This window comes from Ralstonia sp. 25mfcol4.1 (genome assembly GCF_900104095.1).
Classification (GTDB): domain Bacteria; phylum Pseudomonadota; class Gammaproteobacteria; order Burkholderiales; family Burkholderiaceae; genus Cupriavidus.
In genome coordinates, this window is sequence record NZ_FNJO01000013.1 from 60,418 (window position 1) to 72,617 (window position 12,200).

The window sequence follows — 12,200 nt, forward strand, 5'->3', positions numbered from 1 at the left end:
GCTCGCGCCAATGAGATCGAGCCGGAGCATCCTTCATTGGCTGACAAACTCCGGCGTGCGACACCCCACTGGCTACGCCACACGCACGCGACCCAGCGCTCGTCCAGGGGTCATCGCTGACCACCGTACGCGACAATCTTCGACACGCGTCCATTACGACGACCACCCGTTATCTGTACGACGACGAAGTGCAACGCGCCGATCAACTCGAAAAAGTCCTTTCCCAGCGAAAGAGTATGGCCGTGCCAGTAGCGCATTGACGTCTCGCTCCACCCGAACTGCCCGCACCATGGCGGCCGGTTGGAGATGAGCGATTACTTCCAGAAGCCGGCGTGCGGGCGGGCGGCTTCGTCCTCCAGCATCGGACCCGCCACCTTCACCTTGCGTTGGCCGCGTTTGAACACTTCCCGGCAGGGCAGCGAGAACGTCGGATTTTCGGGGTGATCTCCGGTGAGGCCAAGGAGGGAATGCTCCGACAGTGCGTAGACAACGCGACCGATTCCTGTCCAGTAGATCGCGCCCGCACACATGCAGCACGGCTCCGCGCTCGTGTACAGCGTGCAGCGCGCGAGTTGTTCCGGCGTCAGCACGCGTGCCGCTGCGGCAGCAGCGGCCAGTTCGGCGTGCTGGGTCGGATCACCTTCCGGTGGCATCGAGTTGTTGCCTGCTGCCGCGATGATGTTGCCGTTCTCGTCGGCAACCAGCGCAGCGAAAGGATGGCGGCCGCGCTGTCTGGACGCATATGACTCGGCAATAGACCGGCGCAGCAGGTCGAGATCGAGCGCTGACACTTCTTGGGAAGCTTCTTCAATGTTCAAGGTGGTCATGTAGTTCCCCAGGGGAATAGGACGATAGGACTCTTCTTCAGGCGCGCTTCTTGGCATCGACTGCCACGGAAACCAGTACGGACAACTCGGTGGCTTCATCACGCTGCTCGTCCTCCTGCTGTGCCTTTCCATTGAGCAGCACGTTGAGGAGGATCGCGGTGATGCCTCCGAGGAATATGCCACGCTCGAGCACCACCTTCAGCGTTCCGCTGACGTGCTCGAACAGCGCTGGAAATGACATGGGCAGGACTCCGACGCTGATCGACACCGCGACGACATGCCGAAATCTGATGCACCGGGGTTTCCGCCACCGAGCCAGATCGCGGCCGCCGGCATCACCACCTTCAACGCACCAACAGAGGGCGCGGCATCACGCGACACCCGGTCTGTTGCCTGTAGGGGCATCGCTGCGGCATCATCCATCGAAGCTATCCCCAAAACAAATGAGCAACCATCGATTTTTTCGATGGAAATGGAACATGCGCTTTTCCCTGGAACAAATTCAGATGTTTATCGTGGTCGTGGAAGCCGGATCGTTTTCCGCAGCCGCCCGACGGCTGGGGAAAACGCAGTCGACGATCAGCAGCGCCATCGGGAATCTCGAAATCGACCTCGGCGTATCGCTATTCGATCGGACGAGCAAGATCCCCGTCGTCACGGAAGCGGGACGAACGCTGCTTGCAGAAGCCACCGCCGTGCTGGAGCGGTGCCGGTCGCTGGAGGCGCATGCGGCCAGCCTGGCTGACGCGAATCCAGGCGAACTGACGCTGGCGATCGAGATACCGTACAACACGGTCATGCCGGCGCTGATCGATTTCGAACGGGAGTTTCCATACGTCGACCTGACCATTCGCAACCCGGTCTATGGCGACGTCAGCGACCTGGTGCTCAAGGGTGAGGCGGCACTTGGCATCGCGTTTGCGCAACCAGACTACCCGCCTGAACTGGACTTCCTGCAGCTCGGCAAACTGATCATGGTGCATGTCGCCCATCCATCGCACCCGCTCGCGTCGCTGGACAGCGTGTCGTTCGCCGACCTGCATGCCTATCGGCGCCTTGCATTCAGCGCGCATGCCAACAAGCTTCCAACGACCGAGTACCTTCGCGCTACACGTACGTGGCTGGCGGAAAGCTATCTCGCCCTGATGGAGATGGTCGGCAGCGGTCTTGGCTGGGCGACATTACCCCGGCAATTGATACGCAACGAGCTGGACAAAGGCGAACTGGTCGAACTGCAATTGAGTGCCTACCCGCACACCGACTGGCTTGTCGGGGTCGATCTTCTTTGGAGGAAATCGGCCAGTCGCGGACGCGCCGATCGATGGCTGCACAATCGGCTGCAGCAGCACATGGTTTTCGAAGTCGGAAGAGGCGGACAACGGACAACGCGATAGCCGCCAAAAAGTAAGGGCAAGTGTCCGCCAACGGCGCAGCTTCGGTCATCTGGTTCACCAAAGCTGAGCGGCTGAATTGGGTTTGCGGACATCGCCGCTGCCTTCGGCGAGCCCTGGGGGGGCTCCGACCCCGGTTCGTTTATGTCAAAGGAACGACTATGAAGATAAGCCTTCTTATCACAATAGCATGGATGACTACGCGAACTGCGGCACGGTAATTTCAGTCTCGGCTGTTACCCGGGGCAAGGCGCCTGCCTCGCGGTTTCAGTCAAAGATTGTCGTGAATCCACTCACTGAACGAGAAAGCAACCCGAGCGTCTGCAATCAGGCGGTCCAGCATGCCGACGTCCGGGGCGACAGGCCGGGCTGCATCTCTTAGCATCGATTCCCAGCTGCCTGCGATCAAATTGGCTGTCACCTGAACCCACTCCCTGGCCGCCTCGGCATTCATGCCGAAATGGCTGGCGGCGTCAACCAACTGCCTCACCCCGGTTCGAGCGGATCCGTCCGCGCTAGTGGCCATGGAAAGGATGGGCCCATCGGCAAGCGGTTGCGGACCGACCGAGATGACAGGCGTGATATCAAATGCGGGAGCCAGGCGCCAGCCGCGCTGGCCCTTGCCTTCGTGCAGCAGCCCGTGGTTGAGGGGATGATCGTCGGTATTGCCGACCAACGCGTTGAACGCCATACGCCGCCACAATTCGCAAAGCTGGAGGCTCAAGTCCTCGCGCCCCTTGCACCAGATTCGCAACGCGTCACCAAAGTTCAGATACGAGCGACGCGGATCGCCTCGGACGGCGTCCAGCGGCAGTCTGAGCACCGTATGCGCACTTGCGAAAAGGCGCCGTTGCGGCCGATAAGGATCTCCGGTACGGTCGAATCGCTCGACGAGCAAAACCTGATGTGAACTGAACGTGTGCAGTACCACGGGAGCGGCATCGAGGCCTGCCATCTTGGCCAAGGTCATGGTGACGAACTCGCGAGCAGGCATGGCGATCCGGTCGCCACGATCCTGCATCTTCGCTAGCCACAGACGGCCAGCGTGCACGAGCGTCGCCTTTGGTCGCTCGCCCCCGGCGCTCGTATCGAGATCCTCGTTCAGACGCCGTAGCGCCCGACTTGCAGGCGCGATGTGATCCAACGCTTCTGCGAGCGGTTTAAGATCGTCTAATTCCTTTGGAACCCAAGCCAGCTTGCGCTCGATGTCCGCGCAGACCTCCAGCGCCCCCACACCATCCGGGACACCGCGTTCGAGTAGTTCAAGTGGGCTAAGGTCCTTTCCAGCGTGAGCGTTCAGCCTGTCTGCTCCATAGCCAGCAGGCTTGGCGTCCCTGATGACCCCGGGGAGCCCGTCTGCCGCAGACACGGCAATCCCACGCACGCTGCGCACGAGACGCAGCTGGACCGGATCGAGAGGGATGGCCTCCGGGTGATCCAGATACTCTTTTCGATAGTTGAACCTGGCGGCGCGCTCAATAGTGAGCTCGGCGATATGCGAGGGAGCGTCGTGGCCGGGGAGCCAGGCCCACACGGGTACGGTCGGCATCAGCGTCTGCCGACTTGTCGTTCGGCAAAGTTCACGGCTTCCGGGTCCAGCCGCGGATCGAGCAACCCCTCCATTTGCTCAAGCAGCTGCAGTCCCTGCAGCACTTTGAGAAAGTTGCCGATGGAAACGCCGTCGCTCCCGTCTTCCAAAGACCTCAGCGTTGACGGAGACACATCTGAAAGTGATGCGAGCTGCTCCTGAGTCATCTCCCGCAGCTTTCGCGCAATGATTAGGCGCTGGCCGAGGCGCTCAAGACAGCCTTTCACCAGGATGGGCGTGTGTTTAGGAGGACGACGTGGCGGCATGTCCCTACACTAGGGGTAATTCGCCATAATGTCAACAAAAAATGCCGACTAATCCTGATTCGTATGGCGCTAAGAAGGTTCGCTCGGCGGACCTGGAGGATTCAGGATATCGCCTGGGTGGTGCCGCGCCCTGCCCTGCGGTCCGATGCGGTGCGTTGCGGTGCGGGGCGGCGTCAAGCCTTGTGTTTGGGGAACTGAAGCGCGAATTCGGTGAACTCATGCTCGACCGAATGGCAGGAAATGGAAGCCCCCCAACTGCGCAAGACGTCCCTGCAAAAAGCCAGTCCGATACCCGTTCCCCGATGCGCGGGATAGGAAAAGAATGGCTGGAACATCCGGGCCAGGACATGCGCAGGAACCCCCGGCCCCGTATCCCGGAACAGGACGTAAACGTCGCTGCCTCGCATCTCACAGCGGATCAGAATCCTGCCCTTGCCTGCCCGCTTGATCGCCTCGAGCGCATTCTTGGTCAGATTGGTAATGACCAATTCGAACAGTTGAGCGTTGCCCAGCACGTGCAGAGGTGCAGACGCATCGATCGTGACGATATCGTGATGCGTAGGTTCGAACGGAAACCGGTCAATACTCTGGCGCACGGCGTGCACCAGGTCGAACACCTCCTGCCTGGCCGCCTTCGGGTCCTTGGAGTTCGCCACCAGCAGATCGATGCTGCTGCTGACATGCGCAAGATCGGCCTGCAAACGGCCAATGGCCTGCAGAAGCCCCTCACGATGCGCGGCCTGGGGATCCAGTGCCGCCGGCAACCGGCTCTTGAGTCCCGCAGCGGTCATCGTCAAACTCGTGAGCGGCGTGCGCAATTCATGCGCGACCGTTGCCAGGGCGACGGCCATCCCCCGTCGCTTTTCCTCGACCAGCAGTTGGCGATCCAGCTTGATCACGACGAGCACGGCGATGACGAACGCAATGATCGGCAGCTGCAAAAGCAAAGGTTGCCAGGGGATGCCTGCAATGGAGTGACCGGCGACCACAAACAATGCGAATGCGCCGGCCGCTCCCGAGAGCAAGGCCATCGTCGCAAACGCCGAACTAAAGTGGTATAGGACCACCACTGCGATGATGACCGACTCCGCCCATACCAGAGAGCCGTGGTTCTCAAGGTAGAAGAAGATAAAAGCGAAGGGCATCCCGACGGTGATGGCAAATAGCGCATAGGTCGGCAGCCATCGCTTGTGCGACAGTGCAGAGGCGAATAACAGCGGCACGAATAGCGCCGTGCAAATCAGTCGCAGCCACAGGTTTTCGTAAGCCTGGGGAAAGACATAGGACCAGATGACGTAGTAAAGCGGATGGCCGATGACCCCCAGCGCGCCCACCATCTGAATGCGACGCAGGCGCACGACGCTTTCCTCGTCGAGCAAGGTGGTCCGTGAGGCCGTTTCAAATACGGCACGCCGGGCATCCTTGACGAGCCGAATCCACAACGATTCGTGCCTTGATTGCGCTTGCGTGGCTTCCATCTCTAGCGTCTGACCCCTGCAAGATTATGGCGCTGTGCTGCCTGGTGAACAGGTACGGCCGCGCTGCGCGCGTCGCGTCGATGACCACTCCGCCAGCCGGACCTCGTCCCGAATCTTCGCGAGAACGTCGATCAGCCGGTCCGTGTCGGAGGGGGTGAGTTTCGCATGCAGCGTAAGGCGCATCAATGCCCTATTCTTGGGGGTAGCAGGCGAGCAAAATACGGCCCCGAAGATGCCATGCCGCTGCAGCGCGTTGCGCAGAACCATGACTTGGGGTTCCGTTCCAGCCTCCAATCCGATGATCTGCTCGCTCCCATCGCTGATGTTGTAGCCAAGTTCGGCGATGGCTGCGCGCGTGGTCCGGGTGATGGCATGCAGGCATTCCCTTCGATCATCTGCGCGCGCAATGAAATCTGTCGCGGCATCGAACCAGGCGATTTCATGGCGCAGCAGGCCGGAACTGAAAATGGCCGGGCGGGCCTCCACCGCGAAGAAATCCTTGAACTGGGTCGAACAGGCTACGAACCCCGCGCGGCCGGCGAACGCCTTGGCCAGCGAAGCGGTCCGGAAATGGACCCGTTCGGAAAGCCCGAGCGCCGGGACAAGTCCACCGCCCGCCGGTCCATGCGTACCCAACGAATGTGACTCATCAACCACCAAAACGCTGCCTGTCGCTTCCGCCATCTGTACGTACGCTTCCAATGGCGCCACGCTGCCAGTGGTGCTATAGACGGAATCCACCAGAATGACGCCTGGGCCAATACGCTCGATCTGGCGCGCGGCGTGAGCGAAGTCGTTGTGGCGCACTGGCACGGCCTGTGCCCCCGCCGCGCTGATGCCTTCCCATAGGGACGCATGACCGTTCATGTCGATGTAAACAGGCACCCCCGGCCCTGCAATGCATTGCACCAGTCCGACGTTCGCCGCCCATCCTGACTGGGCGATCAGGCCATCTTCTGCCTGCATAAGGGCGGCGAGCTTGCGTTCAACCTGGTATTGCGGCGTGTCGCCATGCCGAAACACGGAAGACATCAACAATTCAGGCGCCTCGTCGAGTAGCGCCCTCGCCTGCGCCTGGACTAGCGCCGATTCCCCCAACAGGCATAGATAGTCGTTACTGCTCAGGTGCAAGGCATCTGGCCCCGGAACACGTCCGTGCAGCAGGTGATTTCCGCCCCAGAGTTTTTCCATTCTGTCGACGAAATGGGTAGCCATCCGATCCGAGATCCACGCCGGTAACGGCGCGGATTGAAAGCGACTGACAGATTTTGTCGGTTGGGAATGAAGATTGGCGGGCGACATCGGTGTTCCTCCAAAGAAATGAGCGCCAAAATCAAAAGGGAATGACTCGAAAACTTGAGGCGTGCAGCGGGACGCCTGCCCGCAAAGGCATCACAGTTTGCGTCATCTATTCGACGCTGGTAGGAACGCCCGCGCTATTGCCGGATACCCAAAACCGACCGCCTCTGGCATGAGAAAGTCATGCCAGCGACTTTCTTGTGGCAACACGCCACCATTCGCAGTGTTAAGGAAATGGTGATGACGGCCGCGACGGAACGGCGTGCGCAACGATCCCAGAACGAATGGCGGAATCTAGGCTGTTTTTCCTGGCAACACGCGCAGCATTATTTTGGGCATGGCGAACGCAGTGATAAGGCTGCGGCCTCTCAACGCGCGAACGGTCGGCTCGGATGCCATCCAAGAGGCCGATATGCGCGTGGAACTGAATTGCGTATGAATCCTGACATCGCTCTGCCGAGCCAGCCGGCCGAGACTTATATGCATCGGAAGACACTAAGACTCCGTGACGCTTTTAATTCGTGGCGGTTAATTGTCTTTTGTGGGAAATGCGACGGCTAACCGCATATCCACGTGACTGGGACGAAGTGCGATAAAGCACTCAACGTGAGATTCCAGGACCAGGATACCTAGGTAAGTCTTTGTTTTTGCGACGTTTCTATTGGAAAGGCAGAATGCTTTATATTGATATGTTATTTATCAAGCACTTTTCGTAGTGAGGTCCGGGCCGCGCGTCAGCGGCCATCTTCGCAGGATTCAGGCGCGTCCCCACATTCGCCGGCCAAGTCGGGGGCGCGCCGGCAGGCGCGCAAGCCCCATCATCCAAAGACTTGGCCCATTTGACCCATTTGGCCCTGGCCAAGCCGTTGACTCGTCATTACCCTTGGCTCGGGTGTAGACATCTAGTTTTGCGCCCGCTCAGAACTGCTACCAACCCGCCCTGCCCCACAGCGGCGGGTTCTTTTTGGCGCTCGTCAAGAAGCGGCTGGCGCGAACGCTCACATTTGGGTGTCCGGCGGGCGTTAGATGAACACCGACGTTTCCGTCAAAAATCGCCAGCGTCAAGAACAATGCGGCCGTCGTTTGGCATGGCGCTTCGGCGGGCAGCCACGTTTCGTATCCGTTGCCAACCCCCGAGAAACGCCTCATGCAGCGCCGCGTCGCGCTGGTCTTCGTGGAGCCCAGTCACATTAAGGTTGAAGTGGACTTCCAACGCTTGCCGCGTCACCAGGAAAGCCTGGCTGCTGCCCGCAATCAAATAGTCGAACTGAATGCCAACATCGTCACCGATGTCAGCCACCCTGGGTCCGATAGGGTAGACCATCACTGTGCTCCGAAACGTTGTTTCGTCGGCACTAGGATACACGCGAAGCCACCCTGTGCTCTCCGTTGCTACGACCCGGGAGCTGCCCGTTGACGGCGGACATGGATGAAAGGGGCTGCCTTGAGCGGAACCATATGCCGTAGTGGCCCGGCACAGCTGCTCGGCGTTTTGTGCGTAGCGCCGGTTCCATTAAGATGGCCGTCGATTTTCCAACGCGTCGCAATTTCCGAGTTCTGTCATGGCCCGTCTCAAGCTTGATCTCCCGCTCCACCAACTTTGCTACTCGACCCATCTCACGGTACGTGTCACTGATATCAACTCGGCGAATCATCTTGCTAACGATTCCATGATCTCCATGATCTCGGAGGCGCGCGCCCGCTTCCTTTTCGAGCATGGCGGCGGGGAATTGATTGGTGGCGCCCGCATTATCGTGACGGACCTGGCTACCATGTATTGCAAAGAGGCCCACGCGCGCGACCACCTGTTGTTCGAAGCAGGGGTGATGGATTTCAACAAATACGGGGGTGACATCATCTTTCGCATCACGCGGCCGGCCGATGGCGCGCTGATCGCCATGGCCAAGTCAGGGTTCGTCTTCTTCGATTACGAGCGAAAGTGCGTAGTGCCGATGCCAGAGAGTTTCGCCGCCGCGTTTCCGGCGGTGAACTGGGTCAGTTGAACTTGAGCCCCCTCCCAAGAACATGCATACCGACGTGAATACGGTAAGCGTTCTGGCTGCGGATGTTCCCTACACGTGTCCTCGCGCGCTTTCTAGCAGGGTGGCTTCCGCAGCGCAAGGGTTAGCAGCGATAATGAGGCACAACTGACCGAATCAAGAGGCACAAGGAATGCATAAGCAGGGCTTTACGACCGCTATTGTTCACGGCGACAGAAACACAGGCACCGAGCATGGTGGCGTTCACCAGCCGATTCATACCTCTGTGCAGTATGGTTTCGATCGTGTCGAGGACCTGATTGGCGTATTCCAGGGCACGAAGAAAGGTGGCTTCAACTACGCCCGCCAGGGAACGCCAACGACCGCGGCGCTCGAGCGCAAGATCACGAGCCTGGAAGAAGGCATCGGCACGATCTGCTTCAGCACTGGCATGGCCGCGATCACGGCAACGTTTCTCACACTCTTGCGTGCCGGAGATCATCTCGTTGCGAGCCGTTACGTGTTCGGGAACACCAATAGCCTGTTCGGCACGCTGCGTACGCTCGGCATCGACGTCACGACTGTTGACGCGTGCAACGTCGAAGACGTCAAGCAGGCCATCCGTCCGAACACCCGTATGGTGTTCGTCGAAACCATTGCGAATCCCGGCACTCAAGTTCCTGATCTGCAAGGCATCGGAAACGTGTGCCGCGAGCACGGTATCGCATATGTCGTCGATAACACGATAACCTCGCCGGCGTTGTTCAGGCCGAAGGCGGTCGGGGCAAGCCTCGTCATTAACTCGCTGACGAAGACGATTGCCGGTCATGGCACAGCACTCGGGGGTGCCGTGACCGATACTGGATTGTTCGATTGGAGCGCATATCCCAACATTGCCGAGGAATATCGGCGTGCAGTGGCCAAGGAGCAGGGGCTGCTGCAAATCCGCAAGAAGGGCCTGCGCGACATGGGCGCGGCATTGTCGTCCGAGCAGGCGCATGCGATCGCCATCGGGGCCGAAACGCTCGCGCTGCGCGTGAAGCAAAGCAGCGACAACGCGCTAGCGCTCGCGCAGTTTCTGGAGCGGCATCCCGCTGTCGGAAGAGTGTTCTACCCTGGCCTGACGAGCCATCCGCAGTATGAAATCGCGCAATCGCTTTTTTCAGGCGCGTCGTGGCTCCTGTCGTTCGAACTGCAGAACGCGGACCGCATGATCGACGTCGTCAACGCGCTTGAGCTGCCAATCAAGGCAACCGGCCTTGGAGACACGCGTACGCTGATCATTCCCGTAGCCCCTACGATCTTCTTCGAAGCCGGCCCTGAGACCCGCAAGGCAATGGGGATTTCCGATGGCATGCTGCGGCTGTCGGCCGGCATTGAGGATATCGATGATCTGATCGCAGACTTCTCGCAGGCCCTGAAACTGGCCGCCTAAACGGCCGCCGCAGAGAAAGCGGCATCGCTCCTGCATGATGGGCGTTGCGTGATCGGTTCGGGCTCACCAAGCGGTGAGCCCCGGTGTCATCAACGTGCCCGGGCCTGCGGTCGGGCTTTTCCTCGTAGGCTCACCGGCCGAACCGCCATACGAGTTAGTTGAAGGGCGTCTGCAAGATGCCCATGACGGTCTGGATGCCATCGCGGTAGTTCCCAAGCCGCATGTTCTCGTCAAAGCTGTGCTGATTATTGTCGGCATTGACCAGCGGCACGATCACGAACGGGGACTTGAGCGCCTGCACCGCGGCGCCGGTGGGGACGGTTCCGCCCATCATCCGGATCTGCACCGGCGACTTCCCGTAGGTATCGTGCATCACGCCCTGCAGCCATTTGCTGATGGGCGCGTCCAGATCGGTACGCGCCGCCGAACTCGAAGCAGACACTTCGCCAGCCGTCAGCGAGGCCAGTTTCGGATAGCGCGCACGCTCTTCCGCCGACGGCTCGCCGTTCACCAGGTGGTAGCCTTGTTTCTCGATGTGCTTGCGCAGCAACGCCACCAGCGTCTCGGGCGGCGTCTCCGGTACCGTACGCAGATCGATGTCAGCGATGGCCACTTCAGGAATGATGGTCCGCGCCTTGGGGCCGACATCTCCTGCCACAATGCCGCGAACGTTCAGGCTGGGATACTGCATCGCCTCCTGGTAATTGGCGCCGACCTTTTCCGTGCTGGCAATGCCCAGCCGGCGCTTGAGCGCCGCCTCGTCGTCAGGCACCGCGGCCATGATCTTCCGGGCGCGCTCGTCAAACTTCACCGGCGTGTAATAGCCCGGGATGGTCACGCGGCCATTGTCGTCCTTCATCGACGCCAGCAAGCTCGCCATGCGTTGCACCGGATTGGCGGAATAGTTGCCATAGTGTCCGCTGTGCAGCCCCTGGCTTGCACCGAAGACTTTCAGCTGCACGAGCTGAATGCCCCGGTTACCGAATACCAGCGTCGGCTGGTTGCTTTGGTGCATCGGGCCATCGAAGATGACCATGCCGTCATTTCGCAACAGCGCAAGATTCTGGGCGATGACCTGTCCAAGCGAGGGTGAGCCCTTTTCTTCCTCGGAATCGAGCAGCACCTTGATGTTGACGCCTGGCTCCACACCCGCCGCCTTGAGCGCGTCGAAGGCTGCCAGGAACATCACGATCGGCCCCTTGTCGTCGGATGAGGATCGTGCGAACAGGCGCCACTCTGGGTCCACCTGGCCGCCGTACAGCTTGTCGAGCGGCAGGGTCTCCCATTTACCGTCGGCGGCGCGCGCCTTGAGTGTGGCTTCCCATGGACTCTTCTGCGCCCACTGGGACGGCGTCACGGACTGTCCATCCAGATGCATATAGAACAGTACGGTCTTGCGCTGCGCTGTCGCGCCTGCACCGGGCGCCGTGTACTCGGCGTACATCATCGGCTTGTCGCCATTGGCGAGCGCCCGCGCCTGGAATCCGCGTCGGGAGAAGGCCCTGGTAAGCCAGTCCACGTTCTTTTGAATATCGGCGGGCACAGTCGAATCGTTGGGAATCGCCAGCAGCTCCACCCATTCGCGATAGCTTGCTGCTGCCGCACGGCCTGCCGACTGCTCAAGCTGCGTGCGATCCAACGTGGCGGCGCTCACCGCAGTTCCGAACGCCAGGATAAGCGACGCGACAAGCGCCAGTCTGCGGGAACGACGGTGAATTGGCGAGCGGGTGCGCATGTCTTTTTTCTCTCTTCGTTGTATGACGACATGCATTATGACGGCAGGGCCGAATCACAGGCAAACCTGCAGCCAGTGAAACGGCGCGCAACATCTGCGCGACAGACAAGCCAACGAGGTGCCGGTTAACGCTTAACGCGTCCGCTGTGCAAGACGCTCTCTGGGCGTACCTCCCGCCGGCAACAGGAAAACGGCTCCGCTA

General features: G+C 60.2%; 11 protein-coding genes and 1 pseudogene. 4 read left to right on the plus strand and 8 right to left on the minus strand.

Going from position 1 to position 12,200, the window contains the following annotated elements; translation table 11 throughout:
- Nucleotides 1-6: 6 nt before the first annotated feature.
- A pseudogene (locus BLQ58_RS29545) lies at nucleotides 7-260 on the plus strand (site-specific integrase); the annotation flags it as partial.
- Between the two features lie 54 nt (nucleotides 261-314).
- On the opposite strand, the gene BLQ58_RS21270 reads toward BLQ58_RS29545, so the two are convergent.
- Both BLQ58_RS21270 and BLQ58_RS29335 read right to left on the minus strand, forming a co-directional pair.
- Nucleotides 315-827 (minus strand): nucleoside deaminase, encoded by a 513-nt coding sequence (locus BLQ58_RS21270; protein WP_092601842.1) that lies wholly within the window; start codon nucleotides 825-827, stop codon nucleotides 315-317.
- Nucleotides 828-864: 37 nt separating this feature from the next.
- Complete coding sequence (locus tag BLQ58_RS29335; RefSeq protein WP_217636049.1) at nucleotides 865-1,068, minus strand: hypothetical protein; 204 nt, start codon at nucleotides 1,066-1,068, stop codon at nucleotides 865-867.
- A 238-nt stretch (nucleotides 1,069-1,306) separates the two neighbouring features.
- On the opposite strand from BLQ58_RS29335, the gene BLQ58_RS21280 reads away from it, so the two are divergent.
- Nucleotides 1,307-2,221 (plus strand): LysR family transcriptional regulator, encoded by a 915-nt coding sequence (locus BLQ58_RS21280; RefSeq protein WP_092601846.1) that lies wholly within the window; start codon nucleotides 1,307-1,309, stop codon nucleotides 2,219-2,221.
- Between the two features lie 268 nt (nucleotides 2,222-2,489).
- Here BLQ58_RS21280 and BLQ58_RS21285 read toward each other — a convergent pair whose 3' ends face one another.
- From BLQ58_RS21285 to BLQ58_RS21305, 5 genes are all read right to left on the minus strand, one after another.
- On the minus strand, nucleotides 2,490-3,767 hold the full coding sequence (locus tag BLQ58_RS21285; RefSeq protein ID WP_092601848.1) for a type II toxin-antitoxin system HipA family toxin: 1,278 nt from the start codon (nucleotides 3,765-3,767) through the stop codon (nucleotides 2,490-2,492).
- Nucleotides 3,767-4,072, minus strand: coding sequence for a helix-turn-helix transcriptional regulator (locus BLQ58_RS21290; protein ID WP_254776041.1), 306 nt, complete (start codon nucleotides 4,070-4,072; stop codon nucleotides 3,767-3,769). The genes BLQ58_RS21285 and BLQ58_RS21290 overlap by 1 nt, the downstream gene beginning before the upstream one ends.
- 173 nt (nucleotides 4,073-4,245) lie before the next feature.
- Nucleotides 4,246-5,550, minus strand: coding sequence for a sensor histidine kinase (locus tag BLQ58_RS21295; protein ID WP_092601850.1), 1,305 nt, complete (start codon nucleotides 5,548-5,550; stop codon nucleotides 4,246-4,248).
- Nucleotides 5,551-5,574: 24 nt separating this feature from the next.
- Complete coding sequence (gene cqsA / locus BLQ58_RS21300) at nucleotides 5,575-6,852, minus strand: alpha-hydroxyketone-type quorum-sensing autoinducer synthase (protein ID WP_092601852.1); 1,278 nt, start codon at nucleotides 6,850-6,852, stop codon at nucleotides 5,575-5,577.
- 1,042 nt (nucleotides 6,853-7,894) lie between these two features.
- On the minus strand, nucleotides 7,895-8,173 hold the full coding sequence (locus BLQ58_RS21305) for a hypothetical protein (RefSeq protein ID WP_092601854.1): 279 nt from the start codon (nucleotides 8,171-8,173) through the stop codon (nucleotides 7,895-7,897).
- 238 nt (nucleotides 8,174-8,411) lie between these two features.
- Here BLQ58_RS21305 and BLQ58_RS21310 point away from each other — a divergent pair, with 238 nt between their 5' ends.
- Nucleotides 8,412-8,852: a thioesterase family protein gene (locus tag BLQ58_RS21310; RefSeq protein ID WP_092601856.1), complete on the plus strand. Its 441-nt coding sequence runs from the start codon at nucleotides 8,412-8,414 to the stop codon at nucleotides 8,850-8,852.
- Nucleotides 8,853-9,021: 169 nt separating this feature from the next.
- Complete coding sequence (locus BLQ58_RS21315) at nucleotides 9,022-10,263, plus strand: cystathionine gamma-synthase family protein (protein ID WP_092601858.1); 1,242 nt, start codon at nucleotides 9,022-9,024, stop codon at nucleotides 10,261-10,263.
- 154 nt (nucleotides 10,264-10,417) lie between these two features.
- On the opposite strand, the gene BLQ58_RS21320 is transcribed toward BLQ58_RS21315, so the two are convergent.
- Nucleotides 10,418-11,998: a M20/M25/M40 family metallo-hydrolase gene (locus BLQ58_RS21320; protein WP_092601860.1), complete on the minus strand. Its 1,581-nt coding sequence runs from the start codon at nucleotides 11,996-11,998 to the stop codon at nucleotides 10,418-10,420.
- Nucleotides 11,999-12,200 lie beyond the last annotated feature (202 nt).